Origin of the sequence: Euzebya sp. (genome assembly GCF_964222135.1) — a bacterium.
In the GTDB taxonomy this organism is placed as follows: domain Bacteria; phylum Actinomycetota; class Nitriliruptoria; order Euzebyales; family Euzebyaceae; genus Euzebya.
Genome location: NZ_CAXQBR010000010.1, coordinates 47,795 through 71,334, shown reverse-complemented (window position 1 = coordinate 71,334; position 23,540 = coordinate 47,795). Strand labels below are relative to the sequence as shown.

The 23,540-nt window shown below is 74.8% G+C and carries 22 protein-coding genes; 13 read left to right on the top strand and 9 right to left on the bottom strand.

Annotated elements, in window-relative coordinates; genetic code table 11:
* Positions 1 to 10: 10 nt before the first annotated feature.
* Entirely contained in the window at positions 11 to 505 is a 495-nt protein-coding gene (locus ACEQ2X_RS03415) for a hypothetical protein (RefSeq protein ID WP_370324367.1), read from the bottom strand.
* A gap of 143 nt (positions 506 to 648) precedes the next feature.
* Between ACEQ2X_RS03415 and ACEQ2X_RS03410 the strand changes: the two genes are divergently transcribed.
* Entirely contained in the window at positions 649 to 1,842 is a 1,194-nt protein-coding gene (locus ACEQ2X_RS03410) for a GAF domain-containing sensor histidine kinase (protein ID WP_370324366.1), read from the top strand.
* Positions 1,843 to 1,871: 29 nt separating this feature from the next.
* Complete coding sequence (locus tag ACEQ2X_RS03405; RefSeq protein WP_370324372.1) at positions 1,872 to 2,495, top strand: response regulator; 624 nt, start codon at positions 1,872 to 1,874, stop codon at positions 2,493 to 2,495.
* 36 nt (positions 2,496 to 2,531) lie between these two features.
* Here ACEQ2X_RS03405 and ACEQ2X_RS03400 read toward each other — a convergent pair whose 3' ends face one another.
* The 3 genes from ACEQ2X_RS03400 to ACEQ2X_RS03390 form a co-directional block, all read right to left on the bottom strand.
* Entirely contained in the window at positions 2,532 to 3,788 is a 1,257-nt protein-coding gene (locus ACEQ2X_RS03400; protein ID WP_370324365.1) for a hypothetical protein, read from the bottom strand.
* 31 nt (positions 3,789 to 3,819) lie between these two features.
* Positions 3,820 to 5,409: a multicopper oxidase domain-containing protein gene (locus tag ACEQ2X_RS03395; RefSeq protein WP_370324364.1), complete on the bottom strand. Its 1,590-nt coding sequence runs from the start codon at positions 5,407 to 5,409 to the stop codon at positions 3,820 to 3,822.
* 136 nt (positions 5,410 to 5,545) lie between these two features.
* Positions 5,546 to 6,322: a dihydrodipicolinate synthase family protein gene (locus tag ACEQ2X_RS03390; RefSeq protein WP_370324363.1), complete on the bottom strand. Its 777-nt coding sequence runs from the start codon at positions 6,320 to 6,322 to the stop codon at positions 5,546 to 5,548.
* A 155-nt stretch (positions 6,323 to 6,477) separates the two neighbouring features.
* Here ACEQ2X_RS03390 and ACEQ2X_RS03385 point away from each other — a divergent pair, with 155 nt between their 5' ends.
* The 7 genes from ACEQ2X_RS03385 to ACEQ2X_RS03355 are packed head-to-tail and all read left to right on the top strand — an operon-like array spanning position 6,478 to position 13,267.
* Positions 6,478 to 7,422, top strand: coding sequence for a diiron oxygenase (locus ACEQ2X_RS03385; protein WP_370324362.1), 945 nt, complete (start codon positions 6,478 to 6,480; stop codon positions 7,420 to 7,422).
* A 47-nt stretch (positions 7,423 to 7,469) separates the two neighbouring features.
* A complete protein-coding gene (locus ACEQ2X_RS03380; RefSeq protein ID WP_370324361.1) occupies positions 7,470 to 8,126 on the top strand; it encodes a class I SAM-dependent methyltransferase in 657 nt (218 codons plus the stop codon).
* Between the two features lie 43 nt (positions 8,127 to 8,169).
* A complete protein-coding gene (locus ACEQ2X_RS03375) occupies positions 8,170 to 8,928 on the top strand; it encodes an alpha/beta hydrolase (RefSeq protein WP_370324360.1) in 759 nt (252 codons plus the stop codon).
* Positions 8,929 to 8,977: 49 nt separating this feature from the next.
* Positions 8,978 to 9,997: a hypothetical protein gene (locus tag ACEQ2X_RS03370; RefSeq protein WP_370324359.1), complete on the top strand. Its 1,020-nt coding sequence runs from the start codon at positions 8,978 to 8,980 to the stop codon at positions 9,995 to 9,997.
* Between the two features lie 10 nt (positions 9,998 to 10,007).
* Positions 10,008 to 10,811 (top strand): class I SAM-dependent methyltransferase, encoded by an 804-nt coding sequence (locus ACEQ2X_RS03365; protein WP_370324358.1) that lies wholly within the window; start codon positions 10,008 to 10,010, stop codon positions 10,809 to 10,811.
* Between the two features lie 37 nt (positions 10,812 to 10,848).
* On the top strand, positions 10,849 to 11,907 hold the full coding sequence (locus ACEQ2X_RS03360; protein ID WP_370324357.1) for a GNAT family N-acetyltransferase: 1,059 nt from the start codon (positions 10,849 to 10,851) through the stop codon (positions 11,905 to 11,907).
* Positions 11,900 to 13,267: an FAD-binding oxidoreductase gene (locus ACEQ2X_RS03355; protein WP_370324356.1), complete on the top strand. Its 1,368-nt coding sequence runs from the start codon at positions 11,900 to 11,902 to the stop codon at positions 13,265 to 13,267. Before ACEQ2X_RS03360 ends, ACEQ2X_RS03355 begins: the two co-directional genes overlap by 8 nt.
* Here ACEQ2X_RS03355 and ACEQ2X_RS03350 read toward each other — a convergent pair.
* On the bottom strand, positions 13,203 to 14,552 hold the full coding sequence (locus ACEQ2X_RS03350; protein ID WP_370324355.1) for a sensor histidine kinase: 1,350 nt from the start codon (positions 14,550 to 14,552) through the stop codon (positions 13,203 to 13,205). The two genes, ACEQ2X_RS03355 and ACEQ2X_RS03350, sit on opposite strands and share 65 nt — an antisense overlap.
* Positions 14,549 to 15,262, bottom strand: coding sequence for a response regulator (locus ACEQ2X_RS03345; RefSeq protein WP_370324354.1), 714 nt, complete (start codon positions 15,260 to 15,262; stop codon positions 14,549 to 14,551). Before ACEQ2X_RS03345 ends, ACEQ2X_RS03350 begins: the two co-directional genes overlap by 4 nt.
* A gap of 964 nt (positions 15,263 to 16,226) precedes the next feature.
* On the opposite strand from ACEQ2X_RS03345, the gene ACEQ2X_RS03340 reads away from it, so the two are divergent.
* Both ACEQ2X_RS03340 and ACEQ2X_RS03335 read left to right on the top strand, forming a co-directional pair.
* Entirely contained in the window at positions 16,227 to 17,894 is a 1,668-nt protein-coding gene (locus tag ACEQ2X_RS03340; protein WP_370324353.1) for a fibronectin type III domain-containing protein, read from the top strand.
* Between the two features lie 220 nt (positions 17,895 to 18,114).
* On the top strand, positions 18,115 to 18,585 hold the full coding sequence (locus ACEQ2X_RS03335) for a hypothetical protein (RefSeq protein ID WP_370324352.1): 471 nt from the start codon (positions 18,115 to 18,117) through the stop codon (positions 18,583 to 18,585).
* 224 nt (positions 18,586 to 18,809) lie between these two features.
* On the opposite strand, the gene ACEQ2X_RS03330 is transcribed toward ACEQ2X_RS03335, so the two are convergent.
* From ACEQ2X_RS03330 to ACEQ2X_RS03320, 3 genes are all read right to left on the bottom strand, one after another.
* Positions 18,810 to 20,123 (bottom strand): hypothetical protein, encoded by a 1,314-nt coding sequence (locus ACEQ2X_RS03330; RefSeq protein ID WP_370324351.1) that lies wholly within the window; start codon positions 20,121 to 20,123, stop codon positions 18,810 to 18,812.
* Between the two features lie 111 nt (positions 20,124 to 20,234).
* Positions 20,235 to 21,074 carry an alpha/beta fold hydrolase gene (locus ACEQ2X_RS03325; protein ID WP_370324350.1) on the bottom strand — a complete coding sequence of 280 codons (840 nt, stop codon included), beginning with the start codon at positions 21,072 to 21,074 and terminating at the stop codon, positions 20,235 to 20,237.
* 28 nt (positions 21,075 to 21,102) lie between these two features.
* Positions 21,103 to 21,228: a hypothetical protein gene (locus tag ACEQ2X_RS03320; RefSeq protein ID WP_370324349.1), complete on the bottom strand. Its 126-nt coding sequence runs from the start codon at positions 21,226 to 21,228 to the stop codon at positions 21,103 to 21,105.
* Positions 21,229 to 21,354: 126 nt separating this feature from the next.
* Between ACEQ2X_RS03320 and ACEQ2X_RS03315 the strand changes: the two genes are divergently transcribed.
* Entirely contained in the window at positions 21,355 to 22,644 is a 1,290-nt protein-coding gene (locus tag ACEQ2X_RS03315; protein WP_370324348.1) for an aminotransferase class I/II-fold pyridoxal phosphate-dependent enzyme, read from the top strand.
* A 9-nt stretch (positions 22,645 to 22,653) separates the two neighbouring features.
* Positions 22,654 to 23,514 carry a sulfotransferase domain-containing protein gene (locus tag ACEQ2X_RS03310; protein ID WP_370324347.1) on the top strand — a complete coding sequence of 287 codons (861 nt, stop codon included), beginning with the start codon at positions 22,654 to 22,656 and terminating at the stop codon, positions 23,512 to 23,514.
* Positions 23,515 to 23,540 lie beyond the last annotated feature (26 nt).

Below are 23,540 nucleotides of genomic sequence, written 5' to 3'. Positions count from 1 at the left end.
GGGTGGCCGTCTACGGGGCGGCGAGGACCGGTTCGTCGGCCGGTGCGGTCAGGCGGCCCTCGATGTCGCCCAGCATCTGCGAGGCGGTGACCTCGGCGACCTTGTGCAGGAGCAGCGCGTCGAGGGCGTTGCCCACCGCGCCGCCCGGGGGGTCGTAGGTGCCGACCAGGCGCAGCCATGCCGCGCCCGTGGGATCTCGCCGCAGCGAGATCTGGCCCGTGAACGCCGGCAGCCGCCCGTCGGTGACGGTCCCGTCGCCCTCGACCCGGCGGACCGGCGTCCAGGCGATCGCGCGGCTGACGGTCTGGCCCCGCAGCCAGGGTGCGCCGACGTCGACGTGCACGGGACGGCGGAGTCGGCCGACGCGGACCTCGCCCTGCCACGACGCGCCGTGGGGGCGCACGTCGTCGGCCAGCCAGATGTCCGGCGAGCCGGTGAAGCGGTCTTCGGCGACGTCGATGACGTCCCCGCCGACCGGGATCGTGGTGTCGAGGAGCCTGCTCATGTCCACACCTTCGGCGCTCGGGGGGTCCGTCGGCAGGGCCGAGGGTCCCGGGCCGTCCGGGACCCTCGTCACCGGGGGGGGGCGCGCCGCGACGGGCCGGCGGGTGATCGCCGCGGCCCCGGCGGTGCTCTACGCTCCGCGGCGTGACCACCCCACGACACCCCGACGGGCCCGACGCGCCGGACGCCTCGGCGTCGAGCGCGGAGCGCGCCGGGGGCATCGCCGCGGCGCTGGCGACCGTGGCGGAGTCCCTCGGCGGCGAGATCACGCTCGACCGCCTCCTCCCCCAGATCGTGTCCGCCGCGCGTGCGGCCACCGGGGCGCGCTACGGAGCGCTCGGCGTCCTGGCCGAGGGCCGCGAGCGCATCGTCCACTTCATCCACGAGGGGATGGACCCGGCCACCGTGCGGTCCATCGGGGCGCCCCCGACCGGCAAGGGCGTGCTGGGCGAGCTGATCCACCGGCCGTCGCTGATCGTGTCCGAGGACCTCGGCACCCACCCCTCCTCCGTGGGGTTCCCCGCCAACCACCCGCCGATGCACACCTTCCTCGGGTTGCCGGTCCGCGCGGGCGGGCGGATCTACGGCAACCTCTACCTGACCGAGAAGGCGGGCGGGTTCGACGAGCGGGACGTCGACGTCGTCACGGTCCTGTCGGCCGTCGCCGGGTTGGCGATCAACGCCGCGCAGCTCGCGGAGGTCCGGCGGACGATCGCGGTGCAGGACGAGCGCGACCGGATCAGCCGCGACCTGCACGACGGCGTGATCCAGGTGCTGTTCAGCATCGGGATGGGGCTCGAGGGCGTCCGGCCGCTGATCGGCTCAGACCCGGACCGCGTCACCCAGCGGGTGGACCAGACGATCGACCAGCTCGACGCCACCATCAAGGAGATCCGCGGGACGATCTTCACCCTCCGGTCGGAGCAGACGTCCGACACCAGCCTCGAGAAGGGGCTCGTGGAGCTCATCGACGAGTACGAGCGCAACGCCGAGCTGGCGCTGTCCGCGGAGATCGGCTCGTCGCTCGACCTCCACGTCTCCGACGACGTCGTGCCGGACGTGCTCCACATCGCCCGCGAGGCGCTGTCGAACGCGGCCAAGCACGCCGCGCCCGAGCTGGTGCGGGTCCGGGCGGAGGTCGAGCACGAGGTGCTGGTCCTCGAGATCCTCGACGACGGTCGCGGCTTCGACGCCGACACCGTGGTGCCCGGCCACGGCCTCGGCAACATGGCCGAGCGGGCCGCGCTGCTCGGCGCGGACCTGTCCATCACCTCAGAACCCGACCGGGGGACGGCCGTCCAGCTCGCGGTGCCCCTGACCACGGAGGAGCTCCCGTGACCGACGCCGAGACCACGACGATCAGGTTGATGCTGGTCGACGACCACGAGGTCGTCCGCCAGGGGCTCGCCGCGATGGTGGACTCCCAGGACGACATGTCGGTCGTCGCCGAGGCCGGCAGCGTCGCCGAGGCCGTCCTGCGCGCCCGCTCCTACCACCCCGACGTCATCGTCATGGACGTGCGCCTGCCGGACGGCACCGGGGTCGAGGCGTGCCGGGAGATCCGCAGCGAGCGCCCCGAGACCCACGTGCTGATGCTGACGTCGTTCTCCGACGACAAGGCGCTGTTCGACGCGATCATGGCCGGCGCGGCGGGCTACCTGCTGAAGCAGGTGCGCGGCTCGGACCTCTTGGACGCGATCCGACGCGTCGCCGAGGGGGAGTCCCTCCTCGACCCGGCCGTGACCGCGGCGGTGCTCGAGCGGATCCGCCACGGCAGCGGCTCGACGGACCCGCGGTTGGCCCGGCTCACGCCGACGGAGCGCCGGATCCTCGAGTCGATCGCCGAGGGGGCCACGAACCGCGAGATCGGCGACCGTCTGGGGCTGGCCGAGAAGACGATCAAGAACTACGTGTCGACGATCCTGTCGAAGCTGCACGTCGCGCGGCGCGCCGAGGCCGCCGCGTACCTGGTGGAGCACCGCGACGAGTAGCCGGGGCGAGGGGGCGCGTGGGTGGCGGCGCGCCGATCAGGCCGTCGCGAGCGGACGGCCGTCGACGCCCACCAGCAGGCAGGTGTCGGCGGACGCCTGGAACCACGGCGTCGTGTCGTAGGGCACGGAGTCGACCAGGACCAGGCGCTCCCCCTCCACCAGCCGGGCGGTGGGGTCCTCGGCGTGCCGGGCGCCGAGTCGCCACACGACCTCGAGCCGGCGGGCGTCGCCGTCCAGGCGGATCCGGGCCGTCGGGCAGCCGTCCGCCGACGTGGGGTCGACGGGCTCGTCGGGGAGGCGGGGGATGTCGGACTGGGCGATCACCAGCGGCGCCCGGCGGAGGTCGTCGGTGATGTCGTAGACGTAGGCCGTGCCGGTCGCGCAGCCCGTGCCGCCGCCCAGCCGCGCGGTGATGGTGAGGAACGTGCGGCGGCCGAATCCCGGATGGAGGACGGTCTCCACGTCGACGCGCTCGTGGTTGCGGACCATGTAGTCGGCGATGCGCCCGAGCGGCGCCGGCGAACCGGGGGTGGAGAGGTCGAGGATCTGGGTGCGGGTCTGCTCGGCGACGTACAGCCACGCGCCGACCGGGTCGACGGTGACGTCGCTCGCGGCGATGCCCGCCGACAGCGGCACCTGGCCGAGCGGCCACGGCTTGGCGGGGTCGGCCAGGGAGTGGATGGCGAGGCTGCCGCGCGTCGCGCCGTCGGGTCCCGCGGGCACGTAGAGGAACGTCCCGTCCGGGTGCACCGCGACGGCCGGCACGGCGCCGGGTGCGGCCACCACCGCCACGACCCGCGGATCCGCCGGGTCCTCGACGTCGAGCAGCAGGACGCGCGGGACGCCGTCGGAGGGGCCGAGGGTGGTTGGTCGCGATCCCTCGACCGCGCAGCCGCCGTCGGGCGCGACGCCGGCGAGCATCGCCCGGCCGGCGCCGGCGAAGGGCTCCATGCCCGCGGTGCCGACCCCGCTGCGCCACGCCCCGACCACCTCGGTCGCGCCGGGTCCGCCGCGGCGGCCCTCGACGTGGGTCGCGCCGGCGGCGCTGGCGTCCGAGTCGGCGAGGACGGTGCGGGGGCCCTCCTCCGGGGTGATCACCACGTCCCGCGTGCCGTCGCCGAACACGCCGTCGACGGTGACGGTCGTGCGCGGGTCGCCGGCGGTGGCGACGATCTTGTGGTCCCGATCGACGTCGTCGGGACCGGACGCGCCGGCGACCGGCGCCCCGCCCACGACCAGCCACACCACCAGCAGCAGGGTCAGGGCCGCCGGGCGGTGGGGTCGGTCGATCACGGTCGGGGCGTCGGTCGGTCGGGCGGATGCGCTAGGCGTCAGCAGCGGCGTCTGGGTCGGTCGCGGCGTCGGGGGACGTCGCGGCCTGGCCGGGGAACGTGGGGATCTGGTCGCGTCCGAGCTCGCGGCTCAGGTCGTCGTTGACGGCCGGGTCGTCGCTCGGCTCGACGATCAGGGCGGTGAACATCCCGAACACCGATCCGTCGTCGCGCTCGACGTGGGACAGGATGTGGCAGTGGTAGACCCACGTGCCGGGGGACTCGGCGAAGATCACGACCGTGTAGCGCTCACCGGGCGCGACGTTCACGGTGTCCATGACGATCGGGGTCGCGAGCGGGTAGCCGTCCTTCGCGATGACCATCTGCGCGTTGTTGTGCAGGTGCATCGGGTGGGCGGTCAGACCCTCGTTGTAGTAGTGGAGGATCATCTGCTCGCCCTCGGTCAGCACGTAGGGCGTGGTGGCCGGGAACGACTTGCCGTTGAGGGTCAGGCCGATCTCGCCGGCGTCGTTGAGGATCATGACCTCCTCGGCGACGACGTTGTCGGCCTGCGCCGGCAGCGGGACCTGGCCGACGGTGAACGCGCCGAACGCGCCGTTGATCACCTGGTGGACGCCGTTGTCGTGGCCGTGGTACATGCCGACGGAGGTCTCCTGGGTGGTGAAGCTCCCCTCCCACACGTCGCCGGGCATGATCGGGTCCATCGAGATCATGCCGACCCCGTCGACCTCGAAGGGGTGCATGAAGATGCCGTGGGGGTGGAGGGTGGTGGCCTCGTCGTCGAGCTCGTTGACCAGCCGGATGGTGACGTCGTCGCCGACGTCGACGGAGATCCAGGGGCCGGGGACCTGCCCGTTGTAGGCGACGGCCTCCACGAACTCGCCGGGGGCCACCTCCCACTCGGTCTCGTCGAGCACGAGCTCGAAGACCTTGGTGCCGTCGCCGAGGACCTCGGTCGGCTCCATCGGCTGGCTGCCCAGGGCGGACGTCTCGGCCGGGAACTGGCTGACGCTCTCCTCGTAGTTGGCGCGCAGCCACTCGGCGCGTGCCATGCCGGTCAGCTCCTCCCCGTCGTCGGTGGCGACCTCGTCGCCCACGCCCTCCGCGTCGTCGGCGACGACCGTGCCGTCACCGGTCCCGGGAGCGGCGACGGTGAGCGTGCCGCTCATGCCGGCCGCCTCGTGCCCGGCGATCGTGCAGTAGATGTCGTACTCGCCCTGGGCGAGGCCGGCCAGCACGACCGCGGCGCTGTCGCCGCCGTTCAGGTCGGCGGTGGCGTACTGCTCCTCGTAGCCCTTGACGGTGAGGTTGTGGGGGATCGAGCCGTCGTTGGTGACGTTGACCGTGCCGCCCTCGCCGACGGTGAGGGCGTCGGGGTCGAAGGCGAACTCGGTCATGCCGACGTCGACCGACGAGGCGGCGCCGTCGGTCACGGCGACCTGCTCGCCCTCGGCGGGGGCCTCCGCGTCGGGTGCGGCGGCGTCCTCGCCGGCCGCCTCGCCCTCGGCGATGGCCACGTCGCCGTCGCCGTCGCGGGTGCCCTGGAACGCCATCGCGGACAGCACCAGCGCCACCAGGGTCATGACGGCCAACAGGGCGCCGGCCGGTCCGTACTTCGACATCGGGTCTCCTACTGCTCGACTACTGGATCGGGGTCAGTGGAGATGATCGGCGGCACCCCCCGCCGTGGTCAGGCCCATGGTCATGGACCGCTCGGGACCTTGGTCCCGGACTTCCGGGCCGGTCGGCGAGGCGTCGTCAGTGGAGCCTGGCGACCGTGCCGGTGCCCCACCGGCTGGCCACCTGGGCCTTGATCCCGCGGGGGAAGGGCGCCATGGCGAGGTGGTGGGGCGCCAGGCGCAGCTGCGCGGCGGGGTCCCCGCCGAACGCGGCGATGCAGTCCTCCGGGTGGCTGTTGGCGAGTGCCAGGATCGCGCCGGTGGCACCGAGCGCACCGGCCTGGGTCAGGATGGCGGAGGACCCCACGTACAGGTCGCCGTCGAAGGTCGTGAGCGCCTCGAGCAGCCGGCCCGGGTCGCCGCTCGAGTCCTTCACCCCGACGACCGGCAGGTCGCCGAGGACGTCGACGGCGATGCCGGGCGCGCTGACCACGGGGAAGTGGTAGGCGAGCAGGGGGACCTCCCCCACCGCGTCCGCGACGGCCGCGTAGTAGGGGCGCGGATCGGCCGCGCGCGGCGGGGACAGCACCAGGGCGGCGTCAGCCCCGGCGTCGAACGCCTCGGCGGTCAGCCTGGCCGCCTGCCGGGCCGAGGGGGCGCCCGTGCCGGCGATCACGGGCACCTCGTCGGGCACCCTGCGGCGGACCGCGCCGACCAGGGACCGGCGCTCGTGGGCCTCGAGGGCGGACGCCTCGCCGGTGGATCCCGCCACCAGCACCGCGCGCACACCCGCATCGACCAGCCGGACGGCCAGGTCCGCGGTGGCGGCGACGTCCACGGACTGGTCGTGGTCGAAGAGCGTGACCAAGGCGACGCCCACGCCGTCGAACACGCGCGTCCGGTCGGGGTCGGCCATCGATCGCTCTCCTCCCTGGGTGATGCCGGGGTCCCGGCAGGTCCGGGCAGCGTACCGGCCCTCCGGACGGGGCGGTCGGTTGACACCTCCCGGATGATCCCCCATCCTCATATGTGCCATATAATGATGGCTCACCCATCGATGGAGGGATGGTCGTGACGACGATCGACGCACCGCCGACCCGCGAGACCGGGTACGAGACCAACGGCCGGCACCGGCGCCAGGACCGCGAGCAGACCGCCGAGCGGCTGCTCGCGTCGAGCGCGAAGCTCAGCTTCGACCCGCTGGTGGACGTCGACTGGGACGCCGAGCCCGTCGACGGCCTGTGGTACATGCAGCCCGAGCGGTCGCCGCTGTACGGCACGGCCCTGTGGGCGTCACTCGGCGAGGACCAGAAGGTGGAGCTGACCCGCCACCAGCTGGCCTCGACGGCGGCGAGCGGGATCTTCTTCGAGATGATCCTGATGCGGATGCTGCTGCGCCACCTGGGTCCCCACGACCCCCGCAGCCAGCACTTCCAGTACGGCCTGACCGAGGTCGCCGACGAGTGCCGGCACTCCACCATGTTCGGGAAGCTGATCTCCTGGCTGGGGACGCCGCCGTACGGCCCCGGGTCTGGCGTGCGGGGGCTGAGCGAGCTGCTGACCACGCCGGTGTCGAACGACGCGGTCGCCTTCGCCGGGACGTACTACGTCGAGGCGATCCTCGACGCCATCCAGCGCGAGGGCATGAACGACGAGCGCTGCCAGCCGATCACGCGGAAGGTCGCCTACATCCACGTGGTGGAGGAGGCGCGGCACATGCGCTACGCGGACGCCGAGCTGGCGCGGGACCTCGAGGCGCTCTCCGGCTGGGACCTGCAGCGCACGCGGCTGCTCCTCCCCCTGATCCCGCTGGTCGTCAACCAGCTGCTGATGCACCCCGCCGGGTACGCCGCCGCCGGCCTCGACGTCGAGGAGGCCAAGGCCGTCGCCGCCGCGAACCCGGTGTGGCGCGAGACGCTGCGCTGGGCGGCCCGCAGGCCGATGGGCATCTTCGCCGAGCTCGGGCTGCTGGCCGGACCGGCCATGGCCCTCTGGCGGCGCACCGGGCTGGTGTAGCGCCCGGCTGTGCGGGCTCGGGCCGGCCGGGGCGGCACACTCGGGGGGTGCCGCTCGCCTCGTTGACCCACCTGCCCCCGATCGACCCCCAGCCCGTCGACCCCGACGTCGTCGCGGCCGCCGAGTCCCACCCGATGCGCGCGGTCACCCACGCCGCCGCCGCGGAGGTGGGGGCCTGGTCCGGAGGGCTGCCCGGCCAGGTGATGCGCACCTTCGACGGCCTCGCGGGCGAGTGGCACACCCGCCACGGCCCCGGCCGTCTGGAGGCGCTGGCCGACGCCCTCGACCGCGGTGGGCCGCTGCCCGCCGACGGCCCGTGGCTCGAGCTCGGCGCCGGTGACGGGTGGGGGTCCGCGACGATCGCCGAGCGCGCGCCGTCGCTGGCCGCCGTCGAGCTCAGCTCGGGGATGCTGGCGGCGTCACCCGCCGACGGCGTCCCCCGGCTGCAGGCCGATGCGGCCGCCCTGCCCCTCGACGACCACTCTGTGGCGACGGCGGTGCTGATGAACATGCTGCTCTTCCCCACCGAGCTCGACCGGGTGCTCCGGCCCGGCGGTGCGCTGGTGTGGCTGTCGTCACGCGGACCGGGCACGCCGATCCACCTGACGGCTGAGCAGGTCGCCGCCGCCCTGCCGGGACGCTGGGGCGGCGTGTCGAGCCAGCACGGCACCGCCACGTGGGCGGTCCTGCGCCGACAGGGCTGAGGTCCCGGGTGCCGACGGGGGACGCCCGCTATCGTCGGCCCGCGTGAGCGCCCGTCCCGACCTGGCACACCCCGGCGCAGCCGCCGAGGTGCGCCTGATCCTGGTGCACTCGCCGATCGTCGGACCGGACACGTGGGCGCCGGTCGCCGAGGTCCTGCGGGCCGCCGCCTGCCACGTCCTCGTGCCGCGGTTGGACGACACCTGGATCGGCCCGTTCTGGCCGGCGCACGTCGCGTCCGTCGTCCGAGCCGTCGGCGACGCCGAGGCCGGGCAGTCCCCCCTCGTCCTGGTCCTCCACAGCGGCGCCGGCCAGCTGGCGGACCACCTCGTCGCCGCCCTCGACGCCGCCGGCCACACCGTGGAGGGCGTCGTGTTCGCCGACGCCGGCCTCCCCCCGGACGGCGCGAGCCGCCTGGCCCAGCTCGGCGGCGAGGACCCGGAGGTGGCCCGCGAGCTCGACGCCCTGCTGACCGCAGGCGAGCGCGTCCCCGACTGGACCGACGAGCAGCTGGCCGCGCTCGTGCCCGACGGCGCCCGCCGCCGCCGGCTGCTCGACGGCATCCGGACCCTGCCGGCGGAGTACTGGCGCGAGACGATCCCGCCGGTCGACACCCCGCCCCACCGGCGGGCGGCGGTCCTGCTGGGCGACGGCTACGCCCCGACGGCCGCGACCGCGATGGTCGAGGGGTGGCCGATCCTCGACCTCCGGGCCCACAACCACTTCCTCGCCCTGCGGGAGCCGGAGGTCGTCGCCGAGGCCCTGCTCGACGTCATCGACCAGGTGCTGGGCAGCACGAGCTGACGGCGCGATCGCGCGGGTGGGGGCGGGTCCGGCGCCTACGATTGGTCGGGTGCGCCGCCCACGACTGCCCCGGCTGCCGCGACCGGTGGTCGTGGCGCTCCGCTGGGGCGTCTCGATCGGTGTCCTCGTGGTCGTCGTCCTCGTCCTGCGGGACCGGTTCGGGGCCGTCGACGCCGCCGACACCGGGCTGCCGGCCGCCTGGGCGATCGCCGTGGCGGTCCTGACCTCCGTGGTCGCCAACGAGACGCTCGTCCGCGCCTGGCTGGCACTCGTCGCGATGGGCGGCGGCCACCTCGACCGCCCGCGCGGGCGGTGGGTCTGGGTGTCGAGCCAGTTGACCCGCTACGCGATGGGCATGGCCCAGGTCGCGTCCCGCGCCGTCGTCGCCCGCCGCCACGGACTGCGACCTACTGCCGGCGCGATCACCACGCTGCTCGAGGTGGTCTGGTACTCCTGCCTGAACGGCCTCGTGGCCGTCGCCACCATCCCGTGGTGGCTGTCGGGGACGGGTCTCGGCTGGGCGGCGTGGCTCGGCGTGGCCCCCGGCCTCGTGATCGCGCTCGCGCTGGTGGCGCCCCAGGCGTTCCTCGGCCTGACCGTGCGGCTGAGCCGCCTGCCGGTCCTCCGGCGCGTCGGGACGCTCGCGCGAGCATCCGACGTGGAGGTGACCCACCGCGACACCGCCCGGCTCACCCTCGTCTACACCGCGAACTTCACCCTCCGGCTGGCCGGCTTCGTCGCCCTGTACGTCGGCGTGGGCGGCGACCCGACGGAGCTGGGCCGTGTCGTCGGGGCCTTCGCCCTCGGCCACCTCATCGGCGCGCTGGCGGTCTTCGCCCCCGGCGGCCTGGGACCGCGGGAGGGCGTGACCGCCGTCGTGCTGGCCCCCGTCCTCGGGACCGGTCCGGTGCTGATGCTGGTCGCGATGACCCGGCTGCTCGAGCTGGCTGCGGAGCTGGTCTTCGCCGGCCTCGCGCGGCTCCGCTGGCCCCCGTCGGCGGATCCGCGCACCAGCGACCCCGTGCGGGGCGGTCGGCCGGACACGGCTCGATCGGGTCCGGCTGGGTAGCGTGACGGCCGTGACGAGCATCCGCGACCACAGCGCAGACCCCGACGCCCACGTCGCTCGCGTCCGCGAGAACTACGACAGCCGCGTCGGGCAGTGGCAGACCATCTACTCCGGCCAGACGTTCCACGACCACGTCATCCAGCGGCGCATGCAGCGCTGCCTCGAGGCGATCGACCAGGTCGGCCCGGTCGGGGACGCGCCCGGCAGGGCCCTCGACGTCGGGTGCGGCGCCGGGCAGATGGCGCTCGAGGTCCGACGCCGCGGCTACGAGGTCAGCGCGGTCGACCTGTCCGAGGGCATGGTCGAGGCAACCCGGCAGACGTTCGCCGAGGCCGGTGAGACCGCGGACATCCGCACCGCCGACATGCGGGCGCTGCCCTACGACGCGGACACGTTCGACTGGGTGACCGGTCTCGGCGCGATCGAGTACCTCACCGATCCCGGCGAGGCGGTGGAGGAGTTCGCCCGCGTCACGCGACCCGGCGGGCACGTGGTCGTCACCAGCCCGAACCCCTACCGGCTGGCGTTCGCGCTCGACCCGATCGGCGTGGCGATGGGCGTGCTCGGACCGCCCCCGACCGGCTACCCGCGCCAGTACATCTCCGCGGCGAAGCTGCGGGGCTACGCCGCCCGGGCCGGCCTGGTCGAGGTCGGCCTGCTCGGCCACGGCGTCGGTCCCCTGCAGGTCGCCAAGCGGCCCCTCCTCCCCCCGCGCGCGTCGATGCGCATCAGCCACGCCGCGGAGACCCACCTGCCGCTGTCGTGGCTGTCGCGCCTGGGTGCGAACCTGATCATGGTCGCCCGCAAGCCCTGATCGGGGCGGGACAGCCATGGCAGACTCGGGAGCGGGGATGCCGACCGACGACCGCAAGTCCCGGGGCCTGCGCCTGCGGCCCGCCGTGGTCACCGACCGCTACGCCGTGTGCGCCCTGCTGGCTGCCGAGCGCGCGGGGCGGGAGGACTCCCCCACCGCCCACGCGCCGCCGGCGCTGGCCGACCCGGCCGCCCACGACTGGCTGTACTGGGACAACCCCTACGGCCCGCCGCACAACTTCGTGTGGGAGGACGACGGCCGCATCGTCGCCCACGCCGGTCTGTACCCGGGCCTCGGGCTGGTGGAGGGACGGGTGGTCCGGATCGGCCGGATCGCGCACCTCGTCACCGCGCGGGGCTACCGGGGGCGGGGGCTCTACGGCAGCCTGGCCCGCCGCCAGCAGGAGGTCCTCGGGCGCGACCTCGACCTCCTCATCGCCCTGCCCACCCCGGCGGCCATCGCCGCTCTCGAGGGCGCCGGCGTGATGCGGCGGGACCGCGCCCAGCGGTGGTTCCGGCCCGTCGGCGAGGACTTCGCCGACCTGCGCGGCGTCCCGCGGCCGCTCGCGGCGACCCTCACCCGGGTCGCGTTCGGACCCCCGCCCGCACCGGAGGGCGAGCGCGTCGACGCCCTGCCCGACGACCTCGACGACCTCGCCCGGTCGACCGACGTCGACGGCGTCCTCGCGGACCGGATGTGGTGGCGGTGGCGCATCGTCGACCACCCCGTGCACGACTACGACCTGTACGCGCGCCGCGTCGGCGGGCGGACCACCGCGATGCTCGCGGCCCGCCCGCTGTCGACCATGGGCGCCACGTTCCTCCAGGTGCTGCACCACCAGGCCGTCGACGCCGCCGCCGCCGAGGGGATCCTCGGCGCCGCGCTGGCCGACCACCCCGAGTGCATCGCCGCGACCCTGCTGGCCACCGACGGCAGCGAGCCGGCCGAGTGGGCCCGCCGCGCCGGCATGCACCGCCTGCCCGCGATCCTCGACGACACCTCCGGCCACATCGCGCTCGCCAGCGCGCCCGGGGAGGGCGCGGTCGTCCCCGGCCGGCACTGGAGCGTCAGCCTCGCCTCCCACCACGATGCCTAGCCCGCCTCCCGGCGGGACGCTTCTGGAGGGGTTGCGGCGCGCCGTGGGCGACTCCCACGTGCTGACCGCGCCGGCGGACCGGGCGGGCTACGAGACCGACTGGACCCGGCGGTTCAGCGGCGAGGCCCTGGCGGTGGTCCGGCCGGCCGACGCCGTCGAGGTGCAGGCGGTCGTCGCCCTCTGCGCCGCCCACCGCACACCCGTCGTCCCGCAGGGCGGCAACACCGGCCTGGTCGGCGGCGGGGTGCCACGCGGCGGTGAGGTGCTGCTCAGCCTGCGGCGCCTCGACCACATCGGCGAGGTCGACGTCGACACCCCCTCGGTCGTGGTGGGGGCCGGGGCGACGCTGGCCGCCGTCGAGGGGGCCGTCGCCAGGGCGGGCCTGTCGGTCGGGGTGGACCTGGCGGCGCGGGACTCCGCCACGATCGGCGGGATGGTGGCGACCAACGCCGGGGGCGTCCACGTCGTCGCGAACGGCACGATGCGCCAGCGGGTGCTCGGCCTCGAGGCGGTCACCGCCGACGGCCACGTGATCCGCCGCCTCCCCGGGCTGGTGAAGGACAACACCGGCTACGACTGGCCCCGCCTGCTCGCCGGCAGCGAGGGGACCCTCGCGGTCATCACCGCCGTCGCCCTCCACCTGGTCGACCGGCCGCGCCGGCGCACGGTCGTGCTGGTCGGCTGCACCGGCCCCGACGACGCCCTCGCGGTCACCGCGGCCGCCAGGCGGCTCGGCGGACTGCACGCCGCGGAGGTCATGCAGGCCCGCGGCGTCGCGCTGGTCGGCCGGGTCGTCGGCCTGCCCCCTCCCCTGCCGGACGACCCGCCGTGGCTGGTGCTGCTCGAGCTGCTCGGCGACCTGGACGACGAGGCGCTGGCGGCCGTCATCGGCGAGCGCCCGGGCACGGTCTCCCTGGACGACGCGGACGCCCGCCGGCTGTGGCGCTACCGCGAGTCCCACACCGAGGCGATCGCCACCCTGGGCGTGGCGACCAAGATGGACTGCACGATCCCCCCGGCGCGGCTGGGCGCGGTCGCCGCCCAGCTCGCCGACGTGGTGCCCGACGCGATCCTCTTCGGCCACCTCGCCGAGGGGACCATCCACGTCAACGTCGTCGACGCCGCTCCAGAGGTCGAAGGGCAGGTGTTGGGCGCCGTCGCCGACGTCGGCGGCAGCATCGCCTCCGAGCACGGGGTCGGGATCGCCAAGGCCCCCCACCTGGGGCTGACCCGCAGCGCCGCTGAGATCGCGGTGATGACGGCGATCAAGCAGGCGCTCGACCCCGACGGGATCCTCAACCCCGGGGTGATCCTGACCCCTGGGACGATGCGGCCGACCGGTCCGGCACGGCGGCGCTGATCGGCGTCCCCGCCGCGGGAGCCGCCTCGGCGTCCGCGGGCGGAGCGGGCTCGGCGGGGAGCTCGACGCGGAAGCGGCACCCCTCGGCGATGTTCTCGACCGAGATCCGGCCGCCGTGCGCCTCCACGAACCCGCGGGCGATGGCCAGGCCCAGGCCCGCACCGCCCTCGGAGCGGGGCGTGCGGGCGGACTCACCCCGGAACGACGTCTCGAACACCCGGTCGATCACGTGCTGGGGGATCCCCCCGCAGGTGTCCTGCACCGACAGGACCCCGACGCGGCGGTCGTCCTCCCCGACGTCGACCCGCGCCTCCACCAGCACCGCGCCGCCGTCGACGGACTCGCGGACCGCGTTCGACACGAGGTTGCGCAGGACCCGTGAGATCTCCGGCAGCCCGGCCACGATCGACGCCGCGGGATCGCCGACCCGCCCGTACACGCGGATGCCGCGGCGCTCCGCCACCGGCAGCACCCCCGCGAGGGTGTCGCTGACCAGGTCGCCGAGGTTCACCTCGGTCGGCTCGATCGCGAGGGCGCCGGCCTCGATCTTGCTCAGCTCGAACAGGTCGTCGACCAGCGCCGCCAGCTTGTCGGTCTCGCGCCGCAGCGTCGCGTAGTAGTCGCGGACCTCGTCGGGGTCGGTGACGATCTCGTCCTCGAGCAGCTCGGTCACCGCCTTGATGCCCGCGAGCGGGGTGCGGAGGTCGTGGGACACCCAGCTGACCAGCTCCCGGCGGGCCGCCTCGGTCGCGCGCTCGCGCTGGCGGGACGCCTCGAGCTCCGCGCGGGTGCGGGACAGCTGGTCGGCGATGCGGCTGAACTCGGCGATCAGCTGCTCGGGCATGTCGGAGTCGCTCACGTCCGGCATGTGGTCGAGGTCGCCGAGCTGCCGCGCGACCTCGCCCAAGGAGCGGCTGGCCGCGCCGACCCGCTCGCCGAGCAGCAGGGCGGTGACGACGCTGACGACCGCGCCGACCGAGACCACGATCGCGAGCACCTGCAGGTCGTGGGCGTCGAAGAACATCGCGTTGCCGCCCGCCAGCGCCCCGGCGGTGACCGCCGACGTCGAGGTGAGGGCCACGACGACCACCTGGGCGGTGAAGGACCGGCCGCGCAGCACCCGCAGGGCGCCCGCGCCGAGCAGGCCGGTGGCGAGGGCCGCCCCGCCCGCGATCAGGACGACGGAGAGCACGTCGTCGCCGGGCAGGCCCAGCAGCGACGCGATCACCACGACCACCGCCAGGCCGACCAGGCCGGCGACGGCGGCGCGCCGGATCGTCGTCACACGCCGAACTTGTAGCCGACGCCCCAGACGGTCTGCACGAACGTCGGGTTGGAGGGGTCCGGTTCGATCTTCTCGCGGAGGCGCCGGACGTGGACGGTCACCGTGGACGTGTCCCCGAAGGTGTAGCCCCACACGTGCTCGAGGAGGACCTCGCGGCGGAACACCTCCTTCGGGTGCTCCATGAGGAAGGCCAGCAGGTCGAACTCCCGCTGGGTGAGGTCGACGGACCGGCCGTCCACGACGACCTCCCGGGACTTGCGGTTGAGCGAGATCCCGCCGACCTCGAGCGCCTCGGGTGCGGCGGGACCCGCATCGGACCCCCGGGACCGCTTGAGGACGTTCTTCACCCGGGCGACCAGCTCGCGGGGGCTGAACGGCTTCGCCAGGTAGTCGTCGGCGCCGATCTCGAGCCCGGCGATGCGGTCCGCGGTCTCGCCGAGCGCGGTGAGCATGATGATCGGGACGTCGCTGACCGCCCGCACCCGCCGGCAGACCTCCCGGCCGTCGATGCCGGGCAGCATCAGGTCGAGGACGATCAGGTCCGGGGTGGCCTGCTGCACCCTGGCGAGCGCGACCGCGCCGTCGCCGACGTGGTCGACGTCGTAGCCCTCGCGGGTCAGGTAGCGGGAGACGACCTCGGCCACCGTCTTGTCGTCCTCGACGACGAGGATGCGGGCGGAGGGGGCGGCGTCGGCGGGGGTGGTGCTCATGGGGATCGCGTCCATCCTTCCACCTCGTGCGAGGGCCGGCGAGGGCCCCTCCGGCCGGGGTCAGGGCGGGGGTGGCCGCGTCAGCCCGCGACGTCGCCCTCGGACGCGGCGCGCTCCTGCCGGGACTCCACGAAGAACGCCCCCAGGGTCGCGGCCAGGGAGCGAAGACCACGACGGCGTACGCGGACAGCACGAGGGCGAGGAGGCGGCCGGCCAGGGACACGGGGTCGAAGACCAGCGTCGAGGTGACGGCGGCGTTGGCGGCGAACCACAGCGCGTCGCCGAGCGATGACACCCCGTCGGCCCGCCCGCGCTCGAGGACGTAGATGAGCTGCCCGCCGCCGAACACGACGACGGCCGTGAGCGCGACGAGGAACTGCAGCCGACCCCGCAGCAGCCCGCGCGCGGTGCCGACCGCCCGGTAGGACGAGCCGATCACCCGCGCGGCCGGGAGCAGGCGGACGACGCGGAGCGCCTGGAAGGCCCGGACCACCCGCAGTGCCGGGAGGACCAGGAACAGCACCGCCGGCCAGTTGCGGCGGAGGAACCGCGCCGCGCTGCTGGCGACCGCCAGCTTCACGACGAGCTCGACCGCGAAGATCCCCCAGATCACGTTGCTGGCGGTGCGGATCCAGCTGAGGTCGTCGAGGGGGGCCACCAGCTCGTAGGCCACGATCAGCGCCCACACCCCGGCGAGCACGGCCATCGGGATGTCGAGGAGGCGCTCGAGGCGCGCGGCCCGCCGGTCCCCCGCGGGGCCCACCCCCTCGACCTCCGCGAGGCTGCCGCTCCCGAGCTCGCCGTCGTCGACGGGTCCGTGCGCGGGTGGGTCCGGGACTGGGCGGGGGTCATCTGGGCGGGGGTCGTCGTCGTGGTCTGCCACCCATCCGAGCGTAGGGGGTACCGGCGGTCCACCAGCCGCCGGTAGCGTGCGGACGTCGCAGTCACGACCAGGAGCAGACCCGTGGGCGTCCCCCTCACCCGCCGCCAGGCCCTCGCCTACGCCGGCCTGGTCGGCGCGACGGTCGCCGCCCCCACGGCCGGGTGGGGGCGGGCACCAGCCCGCGCCGCCGTGCGGTCCGGTCCCGGCCTCGCCGGCTTCAGCCAGGCGGGGACGGCCGTGCCGATGCACCTCGAGCTGGTCACCGTGACCGACACCACCGCGACGCTCACGTGGTACACGGGCGACCCGACGGACCTGGACCCCTACGGCCGGCCAGCCCCGGTGGCCGCGCCGGGACGGGTGCTGCTGGGCACGTCGCCGGCGCCGTCGTCCTGGGAGGAGGTCGCCGCCCACGACCCGACGCCGTACCACCACGTCGAGCTCACGGGTCTGACCCCGGGGACCCGCTACTGGTTCCGCGCGGAGTCCGCCGGCGTGCCCGCCCTGGCGACGACGTTCGACCCGGCCGACCTGCACCCCCTCCGCCTGCTGGTGACGGGTGAGGACCTGAGCGGCCTCGACCTCTCGAACCTGGGGACGTTCACGACGCTCGTCCCCCCGCCGGGCGCGGAGGTCCTGCGCGTCGCGTGGTTCAACGACATGCACTTCGGCGAGCTGATCAGCGGCATCGTCACCGGCGACCTGCCCGACCCCGTCTTCCCCGACGGCTTCCCCGCGGGCCTGCGCGTGGACCCCGACAACCCGTACTGGCGGATCACCGGCAACGCCGCGATCGCCGAGGCCATCGGGCGGGGGGCCGGGTTCCTGATGGTCAACGGGGACCTGACGAACGAGGCGGAGCCGGCCGCGCTCGAGGAGGTCCGCGCCTCCCTCGACGCGTTCGGGACGCTCGGCAGCTGCCGGCGGACCGCCGCGGGCGACTTCCTCGTGTCGGCCGGCGACCCGCCGGCGTACTGGGTGACGCGCGGGAACCACGACCGGGCCCACCAGGGGGAGGGGTACGGGTCGGGCACCCCGGTCGAGGGGTTCGAGGGCTTCCGCGACACCTTCCACGCCACGTTCGCCGACTCCTGGGCGCCCGGATCGGCCACGTCGCGGTTCACGGTGGTGGCGGACAGCCCGACGACCAGGTGGCGCTTCGTCGGGCTGGACTCCTCGACCGATCCCACGAACACCGGGACCCTGCCGACCGAGCAGCTCGAGTTCCTGGAGGCGTCCCTGGTCGCCGCGGACGAGCCGGCGTTCGTCCTGGTCCACCACCCGGCCGGGGAGGAGAACCAGCTCGTCGGGCTGCCGCCGGCGATCGCGGGGGTGAGCGACGTGGAGGGATCGGCGGCGTTCCGCGAGATCCTCGCCGGGGCGGGCGAGTCCGTCGTCGGCGTGTACCAGGGCCACACGCACCGCACCAACGCCACGCGGTCGCCGCTCTCGACCGGGCCGTTGCCGTTCTACGAGGGCGCGTCGACGAAGGAGTACCCGGCCGGCTACTCGATGCTCCGGTTGTTCGAGGGCGGGTACATGGTCAACTTCCACACGTGCGCGGACCCCGAGGCCCGGGCGTGGGCCGAGCAGTCGAGAGCCGAGTACTACGGCGGCTACCCCTACTACACGCTCGGGTCGCTGCAGGACCGCAACTGGACCTACGAGGTCGACGCCCGCCGGACGACCACCGCCGGTGGAGGGGCCTGCCCCGCCGACGTCGGGCACTACGTGCGGCCGCGTGGCTGAGGGGTGGCCGGGATGGGTCTGAGGCCCGTGTCGGACGGGTCGGTCGCCGACTGGTGGCTGTCGGCGCTGACACCGTGGGCCTGGCCGAAGCTGGTCGGCGAGTTCGTCCCGTCGACGTTCGAGGCCGTGTGCCGGGTGCTGCACCCCTGGCATCGCGCCGGCGGTGGCTCCGAGGCGGTCCCCTGGACGGAGTCGGTCGAACGCGCAGGGGGCGGCGGCGGTGGCCGGGGTCGTCCACCGCGACGACCTCCACGACCGCGGAGTCCCCATCGCGGTGCCGGGGCTCCTCGAGCCATCGGTCGGGATGGTGGACCCTGACGTCCTCGACGCGCTGCTCGGCGTGCTCGGCTCGGCCACGGGGTCCCCTGATCAGGTGTACGTCGCGATCTGGGACGGGTTCGGCCACGGGGAGGTCGCGCCGTTCCGCGGGGCCGCCCGCCTCCCGACCGCGAAGCGGGGTCACCTGCTCGCGGAGGGGTCGCTGGACGACCTCCGATCGATCGAGGACGGTGCGCTGCCCGCGGCGATCTGGTGGCCGGCGGACCGGGCCTGGCTGGTGCACACCGAAGTCGACTACCACTGGACCTTCGTCGCCGGCGCGACCCCGCTCGTCGCCGCGCTGCTCGCCTCGCCGGTCCTCGGGGTCGTGGCGGACCGGTTCGACGGGGTGGCGACCCGCGTCCCCGAGTAGGGGTTCCGGCACCGCCGACCACCTGTGGTGGTCAGGTGTCCGTCCAGGACCGGCAGGTGGTGGGCGGCCAGCACCGCGGCCCGGTGTGCGTGCACGCCGACGCACCCGCTCGAGCGGGCTAGCGGTCGGTCTCACGGTCTGATGATCCCGTCGGGGCGGCGCCTCGGCAGATCACCGGCTGGCGCGGGCAGGTCTGTGCCCACGTCCCGGGTCCCGGGGGTGTGCTACTCGTCGTGCTCCGGTCGTGGCCGGAGCCGGGTGTGGTGGGGGACGGTGCGGATCGTGCGGCCGCGTCTGGTCCAGGCCACACCGCCGCCGGTGGGATCGAGGTGGCCGTGCCAGCCGTGGCGGTGCACGACCCGCAGGTGCCAGCGGCTGCTGATCGTGACCAGGTTGTCCGGGTCGTGCCCGCGCTCGACGTCGAGGTGGTGCACATGGCCCAAGCCGGCCGGGGTGCGGCGGCCCGGTTCCCGCGACCCCAGGTCACGCGCGGCGACAGCGGTCCGCGTGTCCGTGGGGATGTCGTCCGCCCGCACCCTGGCCGTGACCGCCAGCGGCCGTGCCCCGTCGAAGACGACCGCCTGGACGTCGGCGTCAGCTGCCAGCGCCTCGACCGTGCGCGCCGACACGGTCGGCAGCGGTCCGGCGACCGCGAGGTCGAGCAGCCCCGTCGCGGTCTGCTCGATCCGGTCCAGGGGGACGTGGACGATGAGCAGCGGCTTGGCGGGGACCCGCCGCCCGGTCGTCGTCCGGCCGTCCAGGGCACCCGCGCACAGGTCGACGAGCGCACGGCCACGACGGGTGGCGCGGGACCGACGACAGCGCCTGGCTCCGCCGTGCCCCTCACCCCCGGCGTCGTGGCCGTCGTCGCCGGCGTCACGGTCGCCGTCGGCATCGGCCCGGCTCGCGGTGCGGTCCAGCCCGCCGACGACGGTGGCGGTGTCGGCGGCCGACAGCTCGCCGTACAGGCGACCCCGACCGTCGAGGCCGAGCTGGATGGCGAGGAAGGTGTCGCGGTCGGCGGCATCCTCCGCTGACTCCTTCACCCGAGCGGCCAGCACGTCGTCGACCGCGTCCTGGACCGCCCAGCCGACCTGGTCGGGGTCCATCCGGTCGACGAGGTCGATGCTGACGGCCAGGCGTTCGTCGACCACCTCCCGGCCCTCGCGGCCCAGCCGGCGGACCCGCCCGACCACGTCGCGGACCTGGGACCAGGACAGCCGCCCCGCGGCGAACAGCGCGCGCGTCGCCGGCATCGCCGCGAGCACCTCGCCGGCATCGAGCAGCATCCGCCGCTCCGCCGCGGTCCAGCCGTACTCCACGGCCAGGAGGAGGTCCATCGGCAACCCCTCCAGCGGCTCCGCCACCCCGGCACGGTCCGCGGCCGCGACCGCGTCCACCAGCGCGACCTCCGCCGCGTGGCGGGCCTCGGCCGCCGCGGCGAGAGCGGCCAACATGTCCACCCCGGTGGTCAGCGACGGCGGGGCCCCGCCGTCACCACCCTGGGGCGGCGGTTCCCGCCCCTCGATCTGTGTCACATCGATCACCTCGTTCAAGTCGAACACCTGTACGACCACATCGAACCACGAGGGTGTGACAGTCCCGGTCCCGGAACCCGGGTGATCCACAGGGCCGCGACGCCCGACCGATCAACCTCCGACGAACGCCACGACCGCCGCCGCGAGGTCGGCCTCGGCGACCCCGTGCCACCCGCCGGAGAGGCTGCGGTGCACCGCGTCCGGCAGCGCGGCGGCGACCGACGCGGCCCACCCGGTCAGGTCCTCCGAGCTCCCCTCGGAGTCGAGCACGAGCGTCGGCACCCGGACGTCCGCGAACAGCGGCGAACGCGTGGCGTCTGAGATCACGCAGTCGTGCACGAGCGTGTCCGCCACCGCGTCGAGCTGCGCCTTCGCCGGTCCCATCCCCTCCACCAGCTCCTCGGGCACCCCGACGCCGGCGAGGAACGCATCCGCCGCGGCGCTCCGCCGCCCCTCGGCCACCAGACGGCGGATCTCCGCGGTGAAGGGCGTCTCCGCCGGTCGGTCGTCATCGGGGTCGAGCGGGGGCTCGAACAGCACCAGGCGGTCGATCGCCACGCCCGCGGCCACGGCGTGCATCGCGAGCAGAGCGCCGGAGGAGGTGCCGTACACCACCGGCACGGCGCCCCCCGCCGCGGTCCTGGCCGCATCGGCGACGGCGGCGAGGTCCTCGATCTCGCGCTCGACCGCGTAGGGCGGCGTGTTCCCGCTCAGGCCGCGGCCACGCCGGTCGTAGCGGTACGCGGTGCGGTCGCCGGCCAGCGCCCTCGCGAGCGGCAGCAGCGATCCGAAGTCCCGGTACCCGCCGGCGGGCTCCACCAGGACCAGCGGCCGTCCCGATCCGATCCGCTGCCACGCGATCGCGGTCCCGTCCGCGGACGTGACCACCCCCTCCACCGGTTCGGTGCCCCGACCCGCCACCGCTGCCTCCTCGCCATCGACGTCTCCCACCGGTCCCGACGGACCGGGCCGCCGGAGATCATCGACCCTCGAGCAGCTCCTTCTCCACCACCTCGTAGGTGTAGGAGAGCCGCCGGCCGAGGAACGCGGCGGTGGGGTCCATCTCGCTGCCGACGCGGACCGGTGGGTCGGTCCGCCACGCCACCTGGGACCGCCTCCGATGTGGGGAGGGACCGGTGTGGCACGCTCCGAACCCCCACGACGACGCAGGGTGTCCCTGGCGTCACGCCGACGCACCACGGCCCGACCCCCGCCGCAGGAGTGATCTGCCATGCCCCCCACCGGACCCGGCACCCGTGACACCGTCGCCGCGCAGCTGCAGCGCGACGCCATGGCCGCCACCCGCGACGGGTTGCTGTCCCAGACCGTGGAGGCCGTGGGCGACGACGGGACGATCACCATCCGGGGTCGGCGGCTCGCGAACTTCGGGTCGTGCTCCTACCTGGGCCTGTGGGGTCGGGAGGAGCTGAAGCGGGCGGCGATCGAGGGGATCGAGGAGTTCGGCGTCCACTTCTCCTCCTCCCGGCTGTACGCCTCCCTCCCCTACTACCCGCAGCTCGAGGACCGGCTGGGGCGGATCTTCGACGGCGCCCACGGGATCGCGACCGGCACGACGACCCTCGGGCACCTCTCCGCCCTGCCGTCGATCATCGCCGACGAGGACGCGATCCTGATCGACCGGCAGGCCCACTCCTCCCTCCGCCTCGCGGCATCGGTCCTCGCCGCCCGCCGCGTGCCGATCCGCACCGTCGAGCACGCCGACCTCGCCGACCTGGAGGAGGCGGTGGCCGATCTCTCCCCCTCCCACCAGAAGATCTGGTACGTCGCCGACGGGGTCTACTCGATGTTCGGCGACCGTGGACCGAACGCGGAGGTCATCGACCTGCTCGACGACCACCCCCAGCTCCACGCCTACATCGACGATGCGCACGGCTTCGCCTGGGCGGGCCGGCACGGGCGCGGGGTCGCGGTCGAGGACCGGGCGCTGCACCCCCGGCTGGTCCTGGCCCTGTCGTTCGCGAAGGCCTTCGGGGCCACGGGCGGCGCGATCGTGGCCGCCGACCCGGTGATCGCCCAGCAGGTCGCGTTCCGCGGCGGGCCGCTGATGTTCGGCGGACCGATCCAGACGGCCGACCTCGCCGCCGCGGTGGCCGCCGCCGACCTGCTGCTGAGCGACGCGCACGAGGAGCTCCGCGCCCGCATCGAGGCCCAGATCGACCTGGTCATCGACCGCGCACGAGCCCACGGGCTGGTCCTGACGTCCACCGACCGCACCCCGATCTGGTTCGTCGAGACCGGCTCGTTCGACCGCGGGCGAGAGGTCGGCCGGCGCATGGTGGAGGCCGGGTTCTGGGTCAACCTGTCGTCGTTCCCCGTCGTGCCGATGGGTCGCGCGGGCATCCGCTTCACCAACACCTTGGCGCAGTCCGACGACCAGATCGACCGCCTGCTCGAGACCCTCGCGGCCGCCGTCGCCGACGTCGGGGGCGGTCGGGTCATCGACCTGACCGACGCGGAGGCCGGGGTCGATGGGGGCGCCGAGGCCGCGCGCCGGTCCTAGCCGCCTCCGGTGCGCCGGTACCGGTCCGCCGACGAGGACAGCGCCCGCTGGGCGTCGGTCCCCCTCCGCCCCGGCGACGTCATCGTCTCCTCCCGGTCCAAGCACGGCACGACCTGGGTCCAGGCCGTCCTCCTGACGATGGTCCACGGGCCGGCGCTGCCCGACCGCCTGGACGCGCTCAGCCCCTGGGTGGACCACCTGGTCGAGCCGATCGACTCCGTCGCCGACCGCCTGGCCGCCCAACCGCACCGTCGGGTGGTGAAGTCCCACACACCGCTGGACGGCTTGCCGGACGACCCGCGGATCCACCGGGTGGTCGTCGCGCGCCACCCCCTCGACGCGGCGGTGTCGCTGTACCACCAGCGCCGCAACATCGACCGGGTCCGGCTGGCCGAGCTGACCGGCGCCGCACCCCGCGCGGCGAGCGACGAACCCCTCGCCACCTGGCTGTCCAGATGGGTGCACGCCGATCCGGACCCGGTCGAGGCGCTCGACAGCCTGCCCGGCGTCCTCCACCACCTCGCCGACGCCTGGCGCCGGCGTGACGACCCGGGGGTGGTGCTGGTGCACTACGCCGACCTCGCCGCGGACCCTGCTGCCGAGGTGCGTCGGCTGGCAGCCGCCCTCGACCTGGCGCCGGCCGCCGACATCGACGCGGTCGTCCGCGCCACGTCGTTCGCCGCGATGCGGTCCCGCGCCGAGGACCTCGCGCCCGACTCGCTCGGCGTCCTAGCGGATCGCGGCGCGTTCTTCCGCGCCGGCCGGTCGGGCGAGGGCGCCGCGGCGCTGGCCCCGTCGGACCTGGCGGCCTACGAGGCGCGGGTCGCCCAGGCCCTCGACCCGACGCTGCGCCGCTGGCTGCACCGCTGAGGCGCACCTCCCGCCAGGATCGCGCC

What these genes read in the sequence shown, in the direction of transcription:
- ACEQ2X_RS03415 (WP_370324367.1), bottom strand. Translation starts at nt 505, where the DNA reads ATGAGCAGGCTCCTCGACACCACGATCCCGGTCGGCGGGGACGTCATC.
- ACEQ2X_RS03405 (WP_370324372.1), top strand. Translation starts at nt 1,872, where the DNA reads ATGCTGGTCGACGACCACGAGGTCGTCCGCCAGGGGCTCGCCGCGATG.
- ACEQ2X_RS03395 (WP_370324364.1), bottom strand. Translation starts at nt 5,409, where the DNA reads ATGTCGAAGTACGGACCGGCCGGCGCCCTGTTGGCCGTCATGACCCTG.
- ACEQ2X_RS03390 (WP_370324363.1), bottom strand. Translation starts at nt 6,322, where the DNA reads ATGGCCGACCCCGACCGGACGCGCGTGTTCGACGGCGTGGGCGTCGCC.
- ACEQ2X_RS03360 (WP_370324357.1), top strand. Translation starts at nt 10,849, where the DNA reads ATGCCGACCGACGACCGCAAGTCCCGGGGCCTGCGCCTGCGGCCCGCC.
- ACEQ2X_RS03355 (WP_370324356.1), top strand. Translation starts at nt 11,900, where the DNA reads ATGCCTAGCCCGCCTCCCGGCGGGACGCTTCTGGAGGGGTTGCGGCGC.
- ACEQ2X_RS03345 (WP_370324354.1), bottom strand. Translation starts at nt 15,262, where the DNA reads ATGAGCACCACCCCCGCCGACGCCGCCCCCTCCGCCCGCATCCTCGTC.
- ACEQ2X_RS03315 (WP_370324348.1), top strand. Translation starts at nt 21,355, where the DNA reads ATGCCCCCCACCGGACCCGGCACCCGTGACACCGTCGCCGCGCAGCTG.